The sequence below is a fragment of the Myxococcales bacterium genome, from assembly GCA_022184915.1.
Lineage (GTDB): Bacteria > Myxococcota_A > Polyangia > Fen-1088 > Fen-1088 > JAGTJU01.
In genome coordinates this window covers 283,085-303,911 of sequence record JAGTJU010000005.1, presented here as the reverse complement: position 1 = coordinate 303,911, position 20,827 = coordinate 283,085, and the positions used below count along the sequence as shown (strand labels likewise).

The 20,827-nt window shown below is 65.0% G+C and carries 18 protein-coding genes; 9 read left to right on the top strand and 9 right to left on the bottom strand.

The window, feature by feature from the left end; genetic code table 11:
- Positions 1-89 precede the first annotated feature (89 nt).
- From ppk1 to clpA, 3 genes are all read left to right on the top strand, one after another.
- A complete protein-coding gene (gene ppk1 / locus KA712_19770) occupies positions 90-2,318 on the top strand; it encodes a polyphosphate kinase 1 (GenBank protein ID MCG5055209.1) in 2,229 nt (742 codons plus the stop codon).
- A 150-nt stretch (positions 2,319-2,468) separates the two neighbouring features.
- Positions 2,469-2,831 (top strand): ATP-dependent Clp protease adaptor ClpS, encoded by a 363-nt coding sequence (locus KA712_19765; protein ID MCG5055208.1) that lies wholly within the window; start codon positions 2,469-2,471, stop codon positions 2,829-2,831.
- Positions 2,832-2,919: 88 nt separating this feature from the next.
- Positions 2,920-5,253, top strand: a complete 2,334-nt coding sequence (gene clpA, locus KA712_19760; protein MCG5055207.1) for an ATP-dependent Clp protease ATP-binding subunit ClpA — start codon at positions 2,920-2,922, stop codon at positions 5,251-5,253.
- Positions 5,254-5,311: 58 nt separating this feature from the next.
- Here clpA and KA712_19755 read toward each other — a convergent pair whose 3' ends face one another.
- Complete coding sequence (locus KA712_19755; GenBank protein MCG5055206.1) at positions 5,312-6,493, bottom strand: MFS transporter; 1,182 nt, start codon at positions 6,491-6,493, stop codon at positions 5,312-5,314.
- Positions 6,494-6,778: 285 nt separating this feature from the next.
- On the opposite strand from KA712_19755, the gene KA712_19750 reads away from it, so the two are divergent.
- Entirely contained in the window at positions 6,779-7,942 is a 1,164-nt protein-coding gene (locus KA712_19750) for a DUF362 domain-containing protein (GenBank protein ID MCG5055205.1), read from the top strand.
- Positions 7,943-7,979: 37 nt separating this feature from the next.
- Here KA712_19750 and KA712_19745 read toward each other — a convergent pair whose 3' ends face one another.
- The gene (locus KA712_19745) at positions 7,980-9,161 is read right to left on the bottom strand and encodes a GNAT family N-acetyltransferase (GenBank protein MCG5055204.1); all 1,182 of its coding nucleotides are present in this window, start codon (positions 9,159-9,161) and stop codon (positions 7,980-7,982) included.
- A gap of 92 nt (positions 9,162-9,253) precedes the next feature.
- Between KA712_19745 and KA712_19740 the strand changes: the two genes are divergently transcribed.
- Together KA712_19740 and KA712_19735 are read left to right on the top strand one after the other, a co-directional pair.
- Complete coding sequence (locus tag KA712_19740) at positions 9,254-9,676, top strand: hypothetical protein (protein MCG5055203.1); 423 nt, start codon at positions 9,254-9,256, stop codon at positions 9,674-9,676.
- A 36-nt stretch (positions 9,677-9,712) separates the two neighbouring features.
- Positions 9,713-10,333, top strand: coding sequence for a flavin reductase family protein (locus KA712_19735; protein MCG5055202.1), 621 nt, complete (start codon positions 9,713-9,715; stop codon positions 10,331-10,333).
- A 19-nt stretch (positions 10,334-10,352) separates the two neighbouring features.
- On the opposite strand, the gene KA712_19730 is transcribed toward KA712_19735, so the two are convergent.
- Positions 10,353-10,916: an NUDIX hydrolase gene (locus tag KA712_19730; protein MCG5055201.1), complete on the bottom strand. Its 564-nt coding sequence runs from the start codon at positions 10,914-10,916 to the stop codon at positions 10,353-10,355.
- An 84-nt stretch (positions 10,917-11,000) separates the two neighbouring features.
- On the opposite strand from KA712_19730, the gene KA712_19725 reads away from it, so the two are divergent.
- Complete coding sequence (locus KA712_19725) at positions 11,001-11,657, top strand: NAD(P)H-dependent oxidoreductase (GenBank protein MCG5055200.1); 657 nt, start codon at positions 11,001-11,003, stop codon at positions 11,655-11,657.
- Position 11,658: 1 nt separating this feature from the next.
- Positions 11,659-13,530, top strand: a complete 1,872-nt coding sequence (locus KA712_19720) for a monovalent cation:proton antiporter-2 (CPA2) family protein (GenBank protein ID MCG5055199.1) — start codon at positions 11,659-11,661, stop codon at positions 13,528-13,530.
- 41 nt (positions 13,531-13,571) lie between these two features.
- Here KA712_19720 and sthA read toward each other — a convergent pair whose 3' ends face one another.
- Together sthA and KA712_19710 are read right to left on the bottom strand one after the other, a co-directional pair.
- On the bottom strand, positions 13,572-14,975 hold the full coding sequence (gene sthA, locus KA712_19715) for a Si-specific NAD(P)(+) transhydrogenase (protein MCG5055198.1): 1,404 nt from the start codon (positions 14,973-14,975) through the stop codon (positions 13,572-13,574).
- 205 nt (positions 14,976-15,180) lie between these two features.
- The gene (locus tag KA712_19710; protein ID MCG5055197.1) at positions 15,181-16,974 is read right to left on the bottom strand and encodes a fasciclin domain-containing protein; all 1,794 of its coding nucleotides are present in this window, start codon (positions 16,972-16,974) and stop codon (positions 15,181-15,183) included.
- 464 nt (positions 16,975-17,438) lie between these two features.
- Here KA712_19710 and KA712_19705 point away from each other — a divergent pair, with 464 nt between their 5' ends.
- Positions 17,439-18,686, top strand: a complete 1,248-nt coding sequence (locus KA712_19705; protein MCG5055196.1) for a serine hydroxymethyltransferase — start codon at positions 17,439-17,441, stop codon at positions 18,684-18,686.
- Between the two features lie 57 nt (positions 18,687-18,743).
- On the opposite strand, the gene KA712_19700 is transcribed toward KA712_19705, so the two are convergent.
- From KA712_19700 to KA712_19685, 4 genes are read right to left on the bottom strand one after another with little or no spacing between them, the layout of a single operon-like run.
- Positions 18,744-19,916 (bottom strand): sigma-70 family RNA polymerase sigma factor, encoded by a 1,173-nt coding sequence (locus KA712_19700; GenBank protein ID MCG5055195.1) that lies wholly within the window; start codon positions 19,914-19,916, stop codon positions 18,744-18,746.
- Between the two features lie 20 nt (positions 19,917-19,936).
- Positions 19,937-20,251: a hypothetical protein gene (locus KA712_19695; protein ID MCG5055194.1), complete on the bottom strand. Its 315-nt coding sequence runs from the start codon at positions 20,249-20,251 to the stop codon at positions 19,937-19,939.
- A complete protein-coding gene (locus KA712_19690) occupies positions 20,248-20,430 on the bottom strand; it encodes a hypothetical protein (protein ID MCG5055193.1) in 183 nt (60 codons plus the stop codon). Before KA712_19690 ends, KA712_19695 begins: the two co-directional genes overlap by 4 nt.
- 16 nt (positions 20,431-20,446) lie before the next feature.
- Positions 20,447-20,620 (bottom strand): cold shock domain-containing protein, encoded by a 174-nt coding sequence (locus tag KA712_19685; GenBank protein ID MCG5055192.1) that lies wholly within the window; start codon positions 20,618-20,620, stop codon positions 20,447-20,449.
- Between the last annotated feature and the right edge of the window lie 207 nt (positions 20,621-20,827).

Below are 20,827 nucleotides of genomic sequence, written 5' to 3'. Positions count from 1 at the left end.
CGCCACGGGTTGGCTGGTACAATTTCACACAACTGTTGCGCGCCTGGCCTGACGTCGGGCGGGCGCCGGTTAGGATGGTCCGGCTCCCGATGGCCCGACGTGTAAAGCGACCGACGAAGACCCACCGACTCCCGACCCCCCGCGATGCCTCCCAAGCGCAGCTCTTTCTCAACCGAGAGCTGTCGTGGTTGGCGTTCAATACGCGTGTGCTCGACGAAGCCTGCGACCGTCAGGTCCCTCTGGCCGAGCGGCTGAAGTTCCAGGCGATCGTCACCTCGAACCTGGACGAGTTTTTCATGGTGCGGGTGGCAGGGCTCAAGCAGCAGCTCAGCGGCGGGATTGAAGAGACCACCGCGGACGGCCTGTCCCCCCGGGAACAGTTGTCGGCGGTGAGCCGCTTCGTTCACGAGCTCGTCGGGCGGCAGTACGACAACTGGCGGACCGACATCGCGCCCTCGCTCGCCGAGAAGGCAGGGTTGCGGATTCTGCGGGGCAAGGAGCTGTCCTCCGAGCAGAAGAACGTGGTGCACGGCTACTTCCGGAGCGACGTGTGGCCGGTTCTCACGCCGCTCGCCGTGGACCAGGGCCATCCCTTCCCCACGCTGCGCAACCGCAGCTTGAACCTGGTCATTTTGCTGCGCAAAGAAAAGGAGCGCATGACCCGGCGGGAGTCCATCATCGCGGTGGTGCAGGTGCCGGCCATCCTGCCGCGGCTCGTGGAGCTGCCGGCGGCCGCGCCCGACCGTGCGGCCGTCATTTTGCTCGAAGACGTGATTGCAATGCACGTGGGCGATCTGTTCCCGGGCTTCAAGGTCATGTCCTGCAGCCCTTTCCGTATCATTCGCAACTTCGACCTCGACATCGACGAGGACGAGGCCGACGACCTCCTGAAGACGATCCAGAAGGAGTTGCGGCGCCGGGAGCGTGGTCAAGCGGTGCGGATGACGATCGCCGCCAGCGCGCCTGCGGAGGTGGTTGCGTTTTTGCAAAAGTCCCTTCGCCTCGAGACGGAAGACACCTATCTCATCGACGGTCCGCTCAACCTGGGCGATCTCATGCCGCTTTACGCGCGTGAGGAGCTCAAGGGCTTCAAGGAAGATCCGTTCAGCCCCCAGATCGTGCCGCCGCTGCAGGAGTACGAGGACATCTTCAAGGTGATCCGCCAGCGTGACATTCTGCTGCATCACCCCTACGAGAGCTTCGAGCACGTCATGGACTTCATCTCGGAAGCGGCCGACGATCCGAACGTGCTGGCGATCAAACAAACGCTTTACCGCACCAGCGCCGATTCCCCCATCGTGAGGGCGCTCATCCGGGCGGCGGAAAATGGCAAGCAGGTGACGGCGGTGGTCGAGCTCAAGGCCCGCTTCGACGAAGGATCGAACATCGAGTGGGCTCGGATGCTGGAAGAATCGGGCGTTCACGTCGTCTACGGGCTCGTGGGGCTCAAAACCCACTGCAAGATGAGTCTCGTGGTGCGCCGCGAGCTGGGGCGGATCAAGCGCTACGTTCACCTGTCCACCGGCAACTACAACCCGGCCACTGCAAGGCTTTACGGGGATCTCTCCTTGCTCACCGCGCGCGAGGACTTTGCCGATGACGCGGGTGCGCTCTTCAACTTGATCACGGGTTACTCTTCGCCGCCTTCGTGGAAGCGCTTTGCCGTGGCGCCGGTGGGCTTGAGCGAACGGGTGGTCGAGCTCATCGAGCGGGAGGCGGCGCTGAAGGACAAGGGACGCATCGTGGCGAAGATGAACGCCCTGGTCGATCCCGAGGTGATCAGGGCTCTTTACCGTGCGTCCGCCGCCGGTGTGCAGATCGACTTGTTGATTCGGGGCATCTGCTGCTTGCGGCCTGGCGTGAAAGGCACGAGCGAGAACATCCGCGTCATCAGTATCGTGGACCGGTACCTCGAGCACGCCCGCATCTTCTTCTTTGGAAACGGGGGGGACGAGGAGGTTTATCTGTCTTCCGCGGACTGGATGCCCCGCAACTTCGTGCGGCGGGTCGAGGTAATGTTTCCGATCGAAGACGCCGACCTCAAGCGGCGCATCGTCGACGAGATCCTGGGCAGCCAGCTGGCCGACGATGCCAAAGCGCGCCAACTGCGCGAGGACGGCACCTACGAACGCGCGCAGCTCACCGCCGGTGTGCCCACCCTGCGCAGCCAGCACCGCTTCATGGAGCTGGCGCGCCGTCGCGCCCAGGGCATCGACGACGGTCGGGGAACGACGGCCCTGGCGCCTCGCACGCCCCCCCAGGAGGTTCGGCCGACCGCCACCGCCGCACTGCTCGCCGACGAGGGACTGGGTTCGTGAACCTCTCGTCATTGCAGGCGCCTTTGTCCCCTGCGACGCTCATGGGGGCGTTCGGCCAAAAGGCAAGATTTCGGCGGGATTTCTCCGCATTTCGGGGGGGCGGAGGCAACCCTTGACGCCCCCTGTGGTCGTGCCAAGCTAGAAGGCGAAATGCCGAAGAAGGAGGGGGCCTTGGAGCGCGATCTCCAAACCTTGGACAAGCCCAAGGTGCAGCGCCCACGCCTTTACGAGGTGCTTTTGCACAACGACGACTACACCACGCAGGAGTTCGTGGTCTACGTCTTGATGCGGTTTTTTCACCATGACGCGGCCAAGGCCCGCCAGATCATGCTTCACGTGCACACGAGAGGCGTGGGCGTGGCGGGCGTGTTCACCTACGAGGTGGCCGAGACCAAGGCACAGCAGACGATTCGGTTCGCGCGCGAGCACGAGATGCCTTTGCAGGCGTCGATCCGCGCCCAGGAGGGCAGCGGGGGTGGCGAGGGCAGTGCCGACGGCGGAGGCCGGGCGTGAAGCTTGACGATGGGTTGAAGGTGGTTCCCGTAGGAGGATAGACGTGGCTGACACTCCGCAAGAACGAAACGACGACAGCGAGCCTTCGGTGCTGAGCCCCGAGTTGGAAGCGGCCCTACGCCGCGCGCTCGACGATGCCACGCGACGCCGTCACGAGTACTCGGGGCTCGAGCATTTGCTGCTCGCGCTGCTGGACGACGACAAAACCGCCGACGCCATTCGGCACTGCGGTGGCAACATTCCCCGGGTGCGGCAAAAACTGGAAGGCTTTTTGTCGTCGGAAGTTCCCTCGCTGGACGAGGGCAACCCCGAACCGGAGCCCGCGCAGCCGACTCTCGGCTTCGCGCGCGTGGTGCAGCGGGCGGTCAACCACGTGCTCGGCGCGGGTCGCAAAACGGCCCATGGGGCCAACGTGTTGGCGGCAATGTTTTCGGAGCCCGAGTCACATGCGGTCTTCTTCCTCAAAGAGGAGGGGATCTCGCGCCTCGACGTGGTGAGCTTCATTTCCCACGGTATCTCGCGGCTTTTGCCGGCGAAGCCGAACCAGAACCAGCCCAGCGAAGGCCCCCCACCCGCCGCCGGCGAGGAGGAAGGCACCCCGGCCGATCCCTTGGCGGCATACGCGATGAACCTCAACGAACGGGCGCGGGAGGGGAAGATCGATCCGCTCATCGGGCGCGCCGCTGAAGTGGAGCGAGCGCTCCATGTTTTGGCTCGGCGCCGGAAGAACAACCCTTTGTTCATCGGCGACGCGGGCGTGGGAAAGACCGCCATCGTCGAGGGGATGGCCCGGCAAATCGAGCTGGGGGAAGCGCCCGCGGCGCTCCAGGGGGCGGAGATCTGGGCCTTGGACATGGGCTCCCTCGTGGCGGGAACGCGGTTTCGGGGCGACTTCGAGGAGCGCTTCAAGGCGGTGATGCAGAAGCTCGAGGAGAAGGACAACGCCATCGTCTTCATCGACGAGCTGCACACGATCGTGGGGGCCGGCGCCGCTTCGGGCGGTGCCATGGACGCCTCGAACCTGCTCAAGCCGTTGCTGTCTTCGGGACGGATTCGGTGCATCGGGACCACCACCCACAAAGAGTTTCGTAGCTACATCGAAAAGGATCGGGCGCTGGCGCGTAGGTTCCAGCCCATCGAGGTGGGTGAGCCCAGCATCGACGACACCCTCAAGATTTTGCGGGGTTTGCGGTCTCACTATGAGACGTTCCATCGCGTCAAGTACACGGACAAGGCGCTCGCCGCTGCGGCTGACCTTTCGTCGCGTCACCTGACGGACAGGCGCCTGCCCGATAAGGCCATCGATCTCATCGATGAGGCGGGGGCGGCGCTGAAGATCAAGCGCAAGGGAGACGCGGTGCCCGTGGTGCGCGAGCGCGACATCGAGACGGTGGTGGCCACGATGGCACGCATTCCGCCGAAACGGGTCGCCTCGGACGACCGCGAGAAGCTGCGGAACCTCGAAGACGAGTTGCAGACCCGCATCTACGGGCAGGACTTTGCCGTGCAGAAGGTGGTGCAGGCGATTCGGATGAGCCGGGCGGGGCTCGGACATCCTGACAAGCCCATCGCGAGCTTCCTGTTCGCGGGCCCCACGGGCGTGGGCAAAACGGAGCTCGCCAAGCAGCTTGCGGAGCTTTTGGGGGTAAGTTTCCTGCGCTTCGACATGTCGGAGTACATGGAGCGCCACACGGTTTCGCGTCTCATCGGTGCGCCGCCTGGCTACGTGGGTTTCGATCAGGGAGGACTTCTCACCGATGCTATCCACAAGACGCCCCACACGGTGCTGCTGCTGGACGAAATCGAGAAGGCTCATCCCGATCTGTTCAACATCCTCTTGCAGGTGATGGACCATGGGGGACTCACGGACAACAACGGGCGCAAGAGCGATTTCCGGCACGTCATTCTGATCATGACGAGCAACGTGGGCGCACGAGAGCTCTCGAAGCGCATGCCCGGGTTCGGCTCGTCCGATCGGTTTGGTGATTCGGACGAGGCCTTCAAGCGCACCTTCTCTCCCGAGTTCCGTAACCGCCTCGACGCAAAGATCGACTTTGCGCCGCTGCGGCCGGAGGTCATGGGACAGATCGTGGACAAGTTCATCGCTGAGCTGGCGGAACAGCTGGCAGCCCGCAACGTGCGTGTGGCCTTGAAGAATGGCGCCCGCGCCTTCCTGGCAGAGAAGGGCTACGATCTTGCCTTCGGCGCGCGCCCCTTGGCCCGCGTGATCCAGGACGAAGTGAAAAAGCCGCTCACGAACGAGCTGCTCTTTGGCGCGCTGGTGAACGGAGGCACGGTCAACATCGACGCGGTCCCGGCGGGGGACAAGCTGGTCTTCAGCTACGAACCCCACAAGCCTTCGACAGGAAAAAAGCTCAAGGGCAAAGAGAAGGCCGAGAAGGTCCCCGAGCCGCTCAGCTGAACATGGCTGGGCGTCTTCGCGGCGCGGCTTCACAGGCGAAAGCCGGGCGTCTTGGGGCTCACGCTTCGGGGGTCAGCTTTCGTCCCCACAGGACGATGGCCAGGGCTTGACAGAGGTTGATGACGGCTGCGCCGACGAAGGCGGGCACAGCGGAGCCCGTGGCTTCGTAGACGTGGCCCGCTGCGAGCGCCCCGAAAAAGGCGCCCATTCCGAAGGTGACCGCTGTGAAGACGGTTTGGCCCGTGGCGCGCAGCTTCTCGGGGACACACGCGGTAAGCCAAGCGAGGGAGGAGGCCCAGAAGACTCCGAAGGTCACGCCGTGAAGCGCTTGAATCCCCACGAGCAAAATCGCGTCGTCGGCCCACGCCGTGACCAACCATCGGAAGGCGGACACCGTCGTGACGAGGACGAGCAGCGTGGAAAGAGAGAATCGCTTTCTGATGCGACGGAAGTAGAAGAAGGTGAGCATCTCCGACAGCACACTCACGGCGAAGGCGAGGCTGATCACGCGGGCACCCATGCCCCGGTCTTGCACGTGCACCCCCAAAAAGCCGTGGTAAGGCACGGCACACGCCCAGTGAACACTCGCGGTGACGAGAATGAACTGGAACCTCTTGTCTGCAAGGAGCCGACGCGCGTCGTGGAGGTTGGGACGGTCTTTGCCTCCCTGCCCCTCGAGGCGAAAGGAGAGGGCGAACGCCATCATCAAGGCCGCAGGCACGAAGAGAGGGATCAGCGGATCGGCCGGCAGGCTCCGCCTTGCGAGCCACTGCCCCATGCCCAAACAAGAGACCACGAAGCCAAGCGAGCCCCACACGCGGATGCGTCCGTAGTCGTCTGACGAGTTGCGGACGCGCAAGAGCGCCAACGAGTCCGTAAGTCCAGGCAGCGCGATGCTAAAGACCTGATGCACGAGCTGAATCAAAAATACGGCCGCGAAGGAGTGCGCGACCGACAAGGGCAGGTACCCGAGCGCTGCACCGAGCAACGCCACCCGCAGCACGAGCGCCGGCCTTCGGGATCGGTCGGTCACGAAGCCCCAGAGCAGGGGGCCGCTCAGGTGCATGAGGGGCGCCGCGGCCAAGACCCAGCCGATCTGCCCACCCGAAAAGCCAAGGCCCCGTAGGTAAGGCGGAAAAAAGGGAACGGCCACCCCAATGGCGGCGAGGTAGGCGAAGTAGACGCTTCTGAGGGCGTAAGCGCCCGGAATGGCTGGCGGCGTGTCGGGGGAGGGAGGCATCGGCAAGGCAAAGACCCTCGTGACTTACCAGGTGGTTTGCCCCGCTGCGGGCTCGGGCGCGTACGTGCGCTAAGCTCACGGCATGGGCGGGTCGAGGAAGCGGTTGGGGTTTACGAGGCGGACCTCGCTACGGGCGGCGGCGGGTGTGGCCCCCGGGCTTTGGGGATGTGCGGGTCAACCCGCCTTGCAAGCACCCCCAAGCAGGGTGAGGGCTCCAGGCGCCCCGCCCGGGCCAGATCCCGCAGCCCCGCCCTGCCAGGGCTTCATCCTGGTGAGGTCGCGGAGGTGTTTCACCCTGGTAGCGTGGTGGATGGCGGGTTGCAGGCCGAGCCCATCGGGCAAACTGTTCGACGTGCCTTGCTCACGCTGACAGGCGCCTCTGACGAGGTGGAAGCCTGGCGAAGGTTCATCCGTCCCGGTGAGGTGGTGGGGCTCAAGGTGAATCCGGTGGGCTTGTCGCGGGGGCGCGGCGGGCGTCGAACGGCGATCAGCAGCCCCGAGACCATCATGGCCGTCGTGCAGGGGCTCACGAAGGCGGGCATCGCCCCCAAGGACATCGTGCTCTTCGACCGTTATCGTGATGCCTTCATGAACTGTGGTTATCACCGCCTGGCTGATCGCTTGGGCACCCGCTGGGCGGCGTCTTCGGTGGGCTACGATGAAACGCAGATTGATCCCTCCGGGTACTCGGTGGGCGATCCTGGTAAGGAGAAAGAGCATGGTGCTGCGCGCACGGACGGCAGCCCCGGGGTCAGCGGGTATGATCCTGAACATTTCGCCGAGTTTGCCTACGTTCACCCGTTGAACGCTCCGGACGCGCCGCACAGCCGCCGCTCCTACGTGAGCCAGATCGTCACCCGGCAGGTGGACAAGATCATCAACCTTTGTGTGCTCAAGGAGCATTCCAGTGCAGGGGTCACGGGCGCCCTCAAGAATCTGTCGCATGGTCTGGTCAACAACGTTTCGCGCACGCATGCCATCCCGTCGTTGAACCAGTGCCGCACGTTCATTCCCGCCGTCGTGGCTCTGCCTGTGATCCGCCAAAAAGTGGTGCTGCACATCATGGAGGCGTTCGTGGGTATCTATCAGGGAGGGCCCTTTGCCAGCGCCTATGCGTGGGAGCCGAAGGCCTTGATGATGTCCACCGACCCGGTGGCCATGGACCGCCTTGCCTGGGATCTCATCGATGCCCAGCGGGCGCGTGTCCGCTTGCCGGCGCTTGCGAAGTCAGGGCTTTTGTTGCCAGGGTACGCGTCCGATCGGGATGAGAAAGAATCGTTCCATCGTCGGCAGCCCGAGCACATCGAACTGGCTGGTGTCTCGGGCCTCGGCGTGTTTCGACGGACCGAAGCCGAGTGGAGGCGGGTCCACGAAGGGTCAGAACGCGGGGGCAGAAAGCTGCGCACGATCCAACATCGGCGCATCGCCCTTGGGGAGCCGGCGGAGTAGCGCCGGTGGTTGCCTCGCAGGCGACCACGCCCTGCGGTTACGGGGGCGTATCCGCCTTCGCTTCCTCTGCGCGTTGATAGGGGCCGTGCTGTGCGTACTGCTCCACGCGGGCCTTCACCGCGTGGGCTTCGTGAGATAAAAATCCCGCGACGGCGCGATCGAGCCCCGGGTGGCGAATCCAGTGGGCGCTGTGGGTGAGGGTTGGCATCAGGCCGCGCTTGAGCTTGTGTTCGCCCTGTGCGCCGGCCTCGAAACGAACGAGTCCCTGCGCGATCGCGCGCTCGATGAGCTGGTAGTAGCAAAGCTCGAAGTGCAGCATGGGGCGCTCGACCTCGGCGCCCCAGTAGCGGCCGTAGATGTGTCGACCCTTTTGGAAGTTCAGGGTGCCCGCCACCGGCGTCGAGCCCTGGTACGCGAAGGTCGTGACCACCCGGTGCGCATAGGTCTGGCGTAGGATCTCGAAGAAGGAGGGCGTGAGGTAAGTGATGGCGCCGTGTTTGTCGGCGTTCTCGTCGTAGAGGTTGGCCACGGCGCGCCACTCGGCATCGCCCATCTCGGGCCCTTCGAGGGTGGTCAGAGTGAGCCCGTGGCTTTGGGCGGTACGACGCTCCTTGCGTACCTGCTTGCGGTTCTCCGAACGAAACGCCTGCAGAAAGTCATCAAAGTGTGCGTACGGCGCGGGTGTGCGGTTCTGCCAGTGGAACTGAAAGGAATACCGGGAGCGAAACCCGGCGGCCGTCAGCTCCTGCACCTCATCGGGCGGGCAAAACAGGACGTGGATCGACGAGACCTCTTCGGCTTCTGCGATGGCACGTAGGCCCGCGATCAAGGCCGCGACCACGGGCCCGCGCGGCTCGCCCGCCTTGACGAGCAGGCGGCTGCCGGTAGCGGGCGTGAAGGGCACGGCCACCACGAGCTTGGGGTAATACGCGATTCCGGCCTGCTCGGCGCCGCCGGCCCACCCCCAGTCGAAGATATATTCGCCGTAGCTGTTGTCCTTGAGGTAAACCGGCGCGCCGCCGACCACCTCGTCGCCTCTCGACACGACCACGAAGCGGGGCAGCCAGCCCGTCGTGCCCCCCACGGAGCCCGAGCGCTCGAGCGCCGCCAGGAACGCGTGCTCGGTGAAGGGGTCGTCTTCCGGAACGCAGGCGTTCCAGACCTGGGCTGTGACGTCGGCCAGGGACGTGAGCACCTGAATGCGAAGTTGTTCAGTCATGTTCGAGGGTTGTGAGGGGATGTGCCGCGTGCATCCGACTGAGCGCTCGGCCACTGGAAGTTTGGAAGGCCGCGAGACAAGATGGAACGGTCGTGGGTGAATTGTACAAAATGGTCGTGAGCGAGTTTGGGCGGCTGGGAACGGGTGTGACCGTGGCGCTGGCGCTGGGCTTGACTGTCTTGGCGACCGGACTCGGTTTCGCCACGGTGGTGTTGCTGCCGTCAAACCACTTCATGCCAAGCGCACCGAAAACCGTCGTGCATCCCATCTTACGCTTTACCATCGCCGTCGCGCGCAACCTCTTGGGGGCCGTCCTGCTGGCGCTGGGCTTGGTGATGATCCTGCCGCTCGTGCCGGGCCCTGGGCTCGTGTTTTTGCTGCTGGGCCTCTCCCTGGTGACCTTCCCAGGAAAACGCAAGGTCGAGCTGCGGCTTTTGAACCGACCGGGGGTCAATCGCTTCATCAATGGTTTGCGGGTGCGTTTCGGGAAGGCTCCCTTCGCGCTCCCTGACTGACGCGGCCGGGACGGGCGGTGGTACACTGCGGGTTCGATGCGCTTCGACCCTTCGACACTCCCGGCCCGCGATGTTTACCAGTTAATGATCGGGCTCATCACGCCGCGGCCGATCGCCTGGATCTCCACGCTGTCGGCGGAGGGGGTGCCAAACTTGGCCCCGTTCAGTTTCTTCAGTGGCGTGGGGGCCAATCCTCCGACTGTGGTGTTTTCGTGCGTGGATCGCCGCGACGGCACCCCCAAGGACACCGTGCGCAACCTCCGCGTCGTGCCGGAGTTCGTGGTGAGCGCGGCATCGTTCGACCAGCGGGTGGCGGTGAACGAAACCTCGGCCGAGTTCGACTACGAGGTCGACGAGTTTGCGGCCTGTGGTCTTACGCCCGTGGCCAGCGAGCAGGTGCGTCCGCCGCGGGTGGGCGAGAGCCGGGCCCACCTCGAGTGCGTGGTTCACCAGATCGTGCGCGTGGGCGACGGCCCCTTGGCGGCGAACCTCGTCATCGGGCGCATCGTGATGGTGCACGCCGACGACGCGATCGTCACGGCCGAAGGCCAGATCGATGCTCACAAACTCGATACGATCGGTCGCATGGGGGGCGCGAGCTACGCGCGCACCACGGAGCTGTTCGAGCTGCCCCGGCCTTCTGGCGTCCGGCGCTAGATCACCTGGGCGCTCGCGCTCAACGTGTAAGCAGGTACTTGGCCAAAGGCGCCACGTGCAGCGCCTGGACCATTTCGTCGGTGACGAGGAGCGCGCGGGCTTCGTCGTACGTGACGAGGTGTACGCGCAAGTCCTCGGTGCTCTCGGGGCGGGCCTCGGCCAGGGGCTCCACACCCTCCGCGAGGAAACTGTAGGAGAGATTGGTTTGCAGGGCGGGGTTCGCCGACAGCGTGCACAGCGGCGTCCACCGCCCGCCTCCGTAGCCCGTTTCTTCGGCCAGCTCCCTGCGGGCGGCGACCTCGAGAGAGGGGTCTTCGGGATCGACAACCCCCGCAGGCAGCTCGAAGTGCACGGCGCCCAGCCCGTGGCGATACTGGCGAATGAGCACCAGCCGCTGGTCCTGGGTTACCGCCACCACGTTCACCCAGGGTGGGTACTCCGAGACCCAGTACTCTCGGATCTCTTGCCCGTTCGGCAGCCGCACGTGGTCCTGGCGGAGGGTGAGCCAGGGCGGGCGCTGAAACAAATAGGTTCGTTCGAGAACCTGCCAAGGCTTGGGATCGTCGGGAAATCGGGCGCTCATCGTGTGGGGCCGAAGCTTAGCGCGCCGGGGCCGCGGCGACGAAGCGGGGCTCTCATTGCCAGGTGCCCTCGGGGTGAGGTATAGGTGAGCCCGAATTTTGGGGGCAAGATGAAGGTCCTGTTGCTCGTCGCGCATCCTGCGCTCGAAAGGTCGCGCATGAACCGGCGGCTTCTCGACGCCGTGTCCGCGCTGAAGGGCGTAACCTGCCATGACCTTTACGAGCAGTACCCCGACCTCGGCATCGACGTGAAGCGAGAGCAAGAGTTGCTCCTGGCCCACGATGCGGTCGTGTTTCAGTCGCCGTTTTACTGGTACTCGACCCCCGCCATCCTCAAGGAATGGCAAGATCTGGTGCTGACACATGGCTGGGCCTATGGCGCGGGCGGAACGGCCTTGGCGGGCAAGGTCACCTTCAACGCGCTGACCACGGGGGGGCCTGCCGCCTCCTACACGGCTTCGGGGCACAACCGTTTTTCGGTGCGTGCGCTGCTGGCGCCTTACGAAGCCACGGCCCACCTGTGCGGGATGCGTTTTCTCGCCCCTTTCGTGGTGCACGGCGTTTTGCGTTTTCGCCGCGACGAGGACTACGACGGGCCCTGCCACGCTTACCAGCGCGTGATCGAAGCGTTGACCCAAGATCGACTCGACCTCGACATAGCCGCATCGTTGTTGCAGCTCGATCCCGAGGCGGGCGCGATCATCCGCGCCCCGCAGGAAGCCACGGAAGGAAGGGCGTTCTGACATGCATGGCAATGTTTTGGCCCAGGCCTTCGTTTACCTTCTCGCCGCCGTGATCTCGGTGCCGATCGCCCGCCGCCTGGGGCTGGGCTCGGTGTTGGGCTATCTGTTGGCTGGTGTGGGGCTTGGGCCCGCCGTGATGGGGCTCGTGGGACAAGAGGGGCAAGATGTCATGCACTTCGCCGAGTTCGGTGTGGTGATGATGCTCTTCCTCGTGGGCCTCGAGCTGCGCCCGAGCCTCCTGTGGCGGTTGCGCAAACCGATCCTGGGCCTCGGCGGGCTGCAGGTGCTGGCCACCGGCGCCGCGCTGGCGGGTGTGGCGATGGCGGCGGGGCTGACGTTCCGCATGGCCCTGGCCGTGGGCCTGACGCTTTCGCTTTCATCGACAGCCATCGTGCTGCAGAGCTTGGGCGAAAAGGGCCTCCTCAAGTCTGAAGGGGGGCAGGGTGCGTTTTCGGTGCTGCTCTTCCAGGACATCGCCGTGATCCCCATGCTGGCGGCGTTTCCGCTGCTCGCGGCGGCGGTGCCAGGCCCTGTCGTGGATGCTGCCGCGCGGGGCGCTTCGCCTCCGGGGTGGCAAAAGGCGCTGGTGGTGCTGGGTGCCGTGGTGGGCATCGTCGTCGCGGGGCGCTTCCTGATGCGGCCGGTGTTTCGTTTCCTCGCGGAGACGCGGCTGCGCGAGATCTTCACCGCCGCGGCGTTGACCCTGGTCATCGGCATCGCCTTGCTGATGCAGGCGGTGGGGTTGTCGCCCGCGCTCGGGACCTTCGTGGCCGGTGTGGTGCTGGCGGAAAGCGAGTACCGGCACCAGCTCGAGTCCGACATCGAGCCCTTCAAGGGGCTCTTGTTGGGCGTGTTCTTCATCGCCGTGGGCGCGAGCATCGATTTCCCGCTGATCGCCAGCATGCCCGTCACGATCGCGGGCATGGTCGTGGTCCTCGTGGTGGTGAAGATGCTCGTGTTGCTCGCCCTGGCGGTGCTGTTCGGCCTGGATCGCAGGAGCGCGTTCCTGCTGGCCTTCGCCCTGGCTCAGGGTGGCGAGTTTGCGTTCGTATTGGTTTCGTTTGCTCTGCAAAGCGGCGTGTTTACGGGTGAGGTGGCCGGCCCGGTCGTGGCCGTGGTGGCGCTGTCGATGCTGATCACGCCCCTTTTGCTCATGCTCTTCGAGCGGGTGGTCATTCCCAGGCTCGCGGTGCCCGTGACCAAACGCCCTCACGATGCGATCGAGGGTCACGACGGGGCTGTGATCATCGCGGGCTTCGGCCGCTTCGGCCAGATCACGGGGCGCATGTTGCGGGCCAGTGGCTTCAGCACGACCGTGCTCGACGAAGATCCTGCCATGGTGGACGTGCTTCGCCGGGTAGGGCTGGAGGTTTACTACGGTGATGCGTCGCGCCTGGATCTCTTGCACGCGGCAGGGTGTGCCCGCGCGCGCCTCTTCGTGGTGGCTGTCGACGACCACGACAAGGCCATGGAGATCATCCACACGGTGAGGCACAACTTCCCCAACCTGCCCCTCGTGGCACGGGCCCGGGGACGGACGCAGTTTTACGGAATGAGACAAGCGGGGGTGACCACCGTGGTGCGTGAAACCTTCGCCAGCGCCGTGGACGCGGGCGAGGCTGCGTTGAAGGCGCTGGGCTTTCGCGCGCATCAAGCCAAGCGCCTTGCCCGCGCTTTCCGCCAGCAAGATGAAGGCGCCATCGAAAAGCTCGTTGCGCTCTGGGGCAAGGACGAAAAACTCTACTTCGCAGCGGCCCGTGAGGCGCTGGCCGAATCCGAACGCTTGCTGCGTGGCGAAGACACCACCGTGCTGCACGCAGCGGCCGGCTGGGACAACGAAGCGCTGCGTGCGGATCTCGAGAGCCGCGGGTAGCGCTCCTGGGCGTGGAGACATGCGCGTGGGCGCCACCCCGTTCAGAACAAGCGGTTGAGCCCGTTGAGCGCTGCCACCCGATAGGCCTCGGCCATCGTGGGGTAGTTGAACGTGGTGTCGATGAAGTACTCGAGCGTGTTGGCGGTGCCCTTCTGGGTCATGATCGCCTGGCCGATGTGCACGATCTCGGCAGATTCCTGACCGAAGCAGTGGATGCCGAGGATCTCCTTCGTATCGCGGTGAAAGAGAAGCTTCAGCATACCCACCGTCACGCCCGAGATTTGCGCCCGGGCCAAATCGCGGAACTTGGCCTGGCCCATCTCGTAGGGGATCTTTTTCTCCGTGAGCTCCCGCTCGGTTTGCCCCACGCAGCTGATCTCCGGAATCGTGTAGATCCCCGCCGGGATATGTTCCACCAGGCGCTGGTCGCACGTGCCCTTGACGAGGTGTGTGGCGGCGAAGCGGCCCTGGTCGTACGCGGCGCTTGCCAGAGAGGGAAATCCCACGGCGTCGCCCACGACGTAGATGTGAGGGTGGCGCTCGAGGCGGTAGTTGCTGTCGACCTCTAAATGCCCCCGCGCGTTCGGCCCCACGCCCAGGGCCTCGAGGCCGAGGTCAGCCGTGTTGCCTTCACGGCCCTGCGCCCACAACAAGACGTCGGCCTTGATCTTCTTTCCCGATCGCAGCTCGAGCACGGCGCCGTCGTCCGTGCCCTCGACGCGCTCGTAGGCCTCGTTGTGTCGGATCACCACACCGGTGTCGCGCAGGTGGTAGCTGAGCGCGTCCGAGATCTCGTCGTCCAAAAACGAAAGCAGGCGGTCGCGGGTGTTGATTAAGTTCACCTTGACGCCAAGTTGCTTGAAGATGGAGGCGTATTCACAGCCGATCACGCCCGCGCCGTAGATGGCGATGCTCCGGGGCGGACGTTCCATCCCCAAGATGGTGTCGGAGTCCCGGATGGCGGGGTGGGAAAAGTCGATGTCCTTGGGGCGCGAGGGTCGCGAGCCCGGTGCCAGCACGATGTTATCGCAGCGAATGAGCGTCTCCCCGCCGTTCGCCTGCCGCACGTAAACACTGTGCGGCGTCTCGAGGCGCGCCTGGCCCATGATGAGCTTGACCCCGTTGCGTTCGTAAAACCCGTGCCGCAACTTCACCTGCTTGGCCGTGACGTTCCGGGCGTGCCCGAGCAGCTGAGGAAAGGTGAGCGTGTCGCCGCTGCCGGGGCCCGCGGCGAAAAAGCCGCTGCTGCGGTAGTCGATGTACTGGCGCACCACGTGCCGCAGCGCTTTTGACGGGATCGTACCCCAGTGGGTGCAGCCGCCCCCCACTGCGGCGAAACGCTCGACCACGGCCACTTTGCGCCCCGCCTTGCAAGCTTGCATGGCGGCGCCCTCTCCGCCGGGACCCGAGCCGACCACGACGACGTCTACGGACAGTTCAGACATGCGGCGGATCTTAACCGCGAGGGCACGATGGCGTCTTGTTCCCGCTGGTCCGCCCGGTCGGGCCACCGGCTGACTCCGAAACCTCGCACGGAAACCAGGAAGAGACAGTCGGAACCGTGGGCTGGGCCAAAAAAGAACGTCGCGCCCCCGCCCGGAAGGAGGAGTGGGCGGAGACGCGACGGAGGGAGACAACGAGGCTTGGCGGTTAGTTCGGGGGCAGCAGCACCTTGTCGATGACGTGGATGACCCCGTTCGAGGCGAGCACGTCGGTGGCCGTGACGGTGGTGGTGCCGTTGAGCTTCACCCCTGCCGAGGCGTCGATGGTGACGTCCTTGCCCGTGAGTAATGTCGAGACCTTGGGCAAGGTGACCACCGTTTCGGAGTAGGCCTTCGTGCCGGGCACCACGTGGTATTGCAGCACCGCCACCAACGTCTCGAGAGGAATGTCGTTGAGGGTGGTCCAGGCGGGGTTGGAGGCCAGCAAGGCCGCGAAGGCCTCGTTGGTGGGCGCGAACACCGTGAACGGACCTGGGGCCTGCAGCGCCGTGACCAAGTTGGCCCTCTCGAGAGCTGCCACGAGCGAGCTGAAGTTGGGGTTCGCGGTTGCGACCTCGGGGATGGTCTTCGGGGGCACCATGACCTTGTTGATCACGTGAATGACACCGTTCGACGCTTCGATATCGGTCATGGTGACCTGGATGTCCGCGCCGTTTCCTGCGGTCAGGAACACCTTGTCCCCGTCGACCCGGATGCGAATGTCGGCGCCGTTGACCGTGGTGGCGCCCTTGAGGCCAACCACCTGGGCCGCCTTCACGGCACCCGAGACCACGTGGTAGGTGAGAATCGGCGTGAGAGCCTCCTTGGTGAGCGCGTCGAGGCTGGTATTCAGAGCCGCCAGAAGCGCGGTGAACGCTTCGTTGGTCGGGGCAAACACGGTGAAGGGGCCCGCGCCACTTAGCGTGGTGACGAGCTCGGCCTTCTGTACGGCGGCGACCAAGGACGAAAGCTCAGGCTTGCTCACCGCCACATCGACGATGGTTTGGGGCTGAGGTTGCGGTGCGGGGGCCGCGGGAGGCAAGAGCACCTTGTCGATGACGTGCACCACGCCGTTGCTCGCGAGCACGTCCACGAGGGTCACATTGGTGGTGCCGTTGAGCTTCACGCCCGCGGAGGCATCGATCGTCACGTCCTTGCCAGCCAGCGTGCTGACCTTCGTGAGGGTCACGACCGTCTCCGAATACGCCTTCGTCATGGGCACCACGTGGTACTTGAGCACCTCGTCAAGCGTGGCGGCGGGAATGTCGTCGAGCGTGGTCCAGGCGGGGTTCGAGGCCAGCAAAGCCGCGAACGCCTCGTTGGTTGGGGCGAAGACGGTGAACGGGCCCGGGGCCTTGAGAGCACCTACCAAATTGGCTTTGGTGAGCGCCGCAACGAGCGTGCTTAGGCTTGGGGTGTCGGTGGCCACGCCCGGGATGTCCTTCGGTGGCAGCATGACCTTGTCGATGACGTGAATGATGCCGTTCGACGCCTGGATGTCGGTGGTGGTCACCCGGATGTCGTTACCGTTGCCGGCGGTGAGGAACACCTGACCGGCCTGGGTGCGGATGCGGATGTCGGCGCCATTGACCGTGGCGGCACCCTTGAGGCCCACCACCTGCTGCGATCCCACTTGGCCGCTCAGCACGTGATAGGTCAAAATCGGCGTCAGTTGCTCCTTCGTGAGCCCATCGAGCGTGGTCCCCAGCTGCGTAAGCAGGGCGGCGAACGCCGCGTTCGTGGGGGCAAAGACGGTGAAGGGCCCCGGGCCGCTCAAGGTGGTGACCAGCTCGGCTTTCGTGACCGCGGCCACCAAGGACGAAAAGTCCGGGTTGGCGGCGGCGACCTGAACGATGTTTTGAGACGTCGGCGGCGTAACCGTGTCGTCGTCGTCGCTGCAGGCGCCGGTCAGGAAGGCAGCGGAAGCCAGGAGGGCCCAGAGGTGATGTTTAGGTTTGCACATGGTTGGTAGACCTTTCGTTACGAGTGAACGCGCAGACAGGAGGCTATTCACGTCGCATGCCATCTCCCAAGTGCTTGAAAAGACTAGGAAACACGAGGTGTCGGGGCAAAGGCTGGTCGGGTGGACCCCACCACCGTGGTCTGGTTTTCCCTGCGTCCTCCCCCGCACGCGGACCTGCGTGCCTGGCCATTCAGGGTTGCGAGCGTCAAAAGAACAGCGCGATGCGCAGGGAGAAAAATCCGCCTTCCCGGCCCACCACGGCTCCTGCGCATCGGGTAGATTGCCGGTCCAGCGCGACTGGCGATGAGGGCCAAGTGTAGGCCCGAGGTGGGGAACCACCGGGGAGCGCTGGGGCGTCTCGGCAACCCGCCGGGCCGCCGGATCAGCCGTTCGCCTGGGCAGCCTGCGACGGCGTGTGGTGCACACGCTGTGTCGGGGTCTTCATCTGAAGAGGGACTGCCAGCATGTTCGACCGAAAACTTTCCACCGTGGCCGCCGTGGACCCTGAGCTCTCGGCCGCGATCGAGCGCGAGAACCAACGCCAGGAAGACCACATCGAGCTCATCGCCTCGGAGAACTATGCGTCTCCTGCCGTGATGGCCGCGCAAGGCACTCAGCTCACGAACAAGTACGCCGAAGGCTACCCGGGCAAGCGCTACTACGGCGGCTGCGAGAACGTGGACGTGGTCGAGCAGCTGGCCATCGATCGGCTCAAGCAGCTCTTCGGGGCCGAGTACGCCAACGTGCAACCGAACTCGGGCTCGCAGGCCAACCAGGGCGTGTTCTTCGGGCTTTTGTCGCCGGGCGACACGATCATGGGCATGAGCCTCGCCGAGGGGGGACACCTCACGCACGGCATGCCGCTCAACATGAGCGGTAAGTGGTTCAACGTCGTGAGCTACGGTCTCGATGCGCACGAGGCGATCGACTACGACCGGATGGAGCGGCTCGCGCACGCACACAAGCCGAAGCTCATCATCGCCGGCGCCTCGGCCTACAGCCTTCGCATCGACTTCGAGCGCTTCGCCAAGGTGGCCAAGGACATCGGCGCGTACTTCATGGTGGACATGGCGCACTACGCAGGCCTCATCGCCGCTGGCGTTTACCCCAATCCGGTTCCGTACGCCGACGTCGTGACCTCGACCACCCACAAGAGCCTGCGGGGACCGCGCGGCGGCATCATCCTCATGAAGGAGCACGTGGCCAAGCCGATCAACAGCGCGATCTTCCCGGGCATCCAGGGCGGTCCGCTGATGCACGTGATCGCCGCCAAGGCCGTGGCCTTCAAGGAGGCTCTGTCCCCCGAGTTCAAGGTGTATCAGCAACAGGTGGTGAAGAACGCGGCGGCCCTTGCCGAGACACTCACCGCGCGGGGGTTGCGCATCGTCAGCGGGCGCACCGAATCGCATGTGATGCTCGTTGATCTGCGCCCCAAGAACCTCACGGGCAAAGAAGCCGAAGCCGTGCTGGGCCAGGCTCACATGACCTGCAACAAAAACGGGATCCCGAACGACCCGCAAAAGCCGATGATCACGAGCGGCATTCGGTTGGGCTCACCGGCCATGACCACCCGAGGCTTCAAGGAAGCCGAGGCCGTGGCCACGGGGAACCTCATCGCCGACGTGCTCGACAACCCGCAGGATCAAGCCAACCTGGCGCGGGTGCGGGAGCAGGTGGCGGTGTTGACCCGCAAGTTCCCCGTTTACGGCTGATAAACCTTCGTGCCGGGCGGCGGGTTTAGCTCGCCGCCCTGCCGGCGGTTGCGGCTTTCAGATGCGGTGAGCGCTCAAGCGCGCCAGGAGCTCCATGGCGCGATTTTGCAGCTGGCGAATGCGTTCGCGTGTCAGGTTGAAGCGCTCCCCCACTTGCTCGAGCGTCTGCTCTTCGCCATCGTCGAGCCCAAAGCGCAGCGAGAGGATCTCGGCTTCGCGGGCGGGCAAGAGGGCCAACATGCGATGCACGTGCTTTTTGGTCGACTCGGTGCTCGCCAGGTCGAAGGGGGTCGAGACCTCTGCGTTCACGAAGACGTCTTGCAGCGTTCCTGGGCCGTCTCCCAGGGGCGTTTCGAGAGAGGTGGTCATGCTGCGCAAGGGGCCCAGCGAATCGAGGCGCTCCGCCCCCACCTGCATCAGCTCGGCGAGTTCGTCCGTCGTGGGTTCGCGCCCGAGTTTTCGGGTGAGCTGCGTCGAGGCGAAGCCCACGCGGGCCACTTCCTCCGCCACATGCGTGGGCAGGCGGATCACCCGGGCTTTGTCCTGAATGCCCCGCACGATCGCCTGCCGAATCCACCACACGGCGTAGGTCGAAAACTTGAAGCCACGGTGGGGGTCGAAGCTCTCCACCGCGCGGAGCAGGCCGAGATTGCCTTCCTGGACCAAGTCGGCCAGCTCCATGCCTTGCGCCCGGCGTACATAGCGGCGGGCAATACTGACCACCAGCCGTAAGTTCGCAGCGGCCAGCTGATTGGACGCGCGAATCTCCTCTTGCACGGCCGCGTCGAGTTCGTGCCGGAGCGCTTCGCGACGGGCCGCAGGAAGGCGGGGACCTTCGGGCCGTCCGGGCGCATCCGAGAGCACCGAAGTCAGCGCTTCGATCAACGTTTGCCGTTGTCGCGCTCCCAGCACCGCTTGCTTCATCAGCACGACGAGGCGGTCGCGGTCTGCCTCGGGAGGAACCTTGGTCACCTTCGCCAGCTGACCCGCCAAGGTCACCAATTCGGCGAAGGCCTGGTCGCGCTCGGCTGACGAGACCCGCTCGGCCACGATGCCTTCGGCCACGCCCTCGAGGATCACAGAGGGAAAGTGCGCCAGGATCTCCCAGGTCCGCGTGCGTGCGCGTTCGATCCGGACGGCAAGCTCTATCTCTTGTTCGCGCGAAAGCAGCTGCACCGTGCCGCTTCGTTGCAGATAGACCCGCAAGGACGAGCGCTCCGGTTTCATCACGCGACCCGGTCTCCTAGGCGCTACGCGAGCCGCCGGCGTAGCTGTCGAAAGGCGTCACGGATGGCCACGTACACGTCTTCGTGGGGCCGAATGTCGAGTTTGTCACCGCCGATGGTGATGGCCCCCTCTGGGGTCGTCACGTCGATGCGTACGTGGTGTTTCAAGGCGTCGCCCTGGTGGCTGCGCGGGCGCGCCTCCACCACGACCGAGCCCCGTGAGACGCTGGCTTCGTCGAGGTCTTTCGAGAGCTTCGACAACCAGGCCCGAACCTCGGTCTCGACGGCCGTGGCGCCTGTCATGCGCTCGAACCGGATATCGAAAACGTCGAGGTTCATCGGACGGAGGGGGCGGGTACCGGCAGCCTCAGCGTCTGCCGCAGGCGCTCGAGGGCGTCGAGCAGGCTCTGAGGGGCCATGACGTCGTCGCCTCGGACGACGGGCATGGCGTTCATGGCCGCTTCCAGGCTTTCGAATGCGCGGTGGGCGTCTCCGCCACAGTCTTGGTGGTCGTGCATGCCAAAAGGCCTGCGGCTAGAGCACCTGGACTTGCTCGCCCCGTGGCCCTTTGGGGCTTTCGGCGAGCTGGAAGGAGACGCGCTGGCCTTCCTGGAGCTCTGACCAATCCACGCCGAGCACGCTCGAGCGGTGGAAAAACACTTCATCACCTGCCAGGGGCTTGATGAAGCCGAATCCCTTGATGTTCAATCTCTTAATCGTTCCTTCGGGCACTATGACCGTCGCTTATCGTTTTGTGCTCCGGAAAATAGGCCGAACCTCTCGACCACCGTCCCTCGGCTCCCGGGCGGGGTTATACCGCGCTTCTGTGTCTCCCGCCGTTATTTCGTCTCGAGGGGTCCGGGAGGGACCCTCCGCATCCTGAAGGGCCCCCCGTGTCCACGCCGGTCTTTTCGG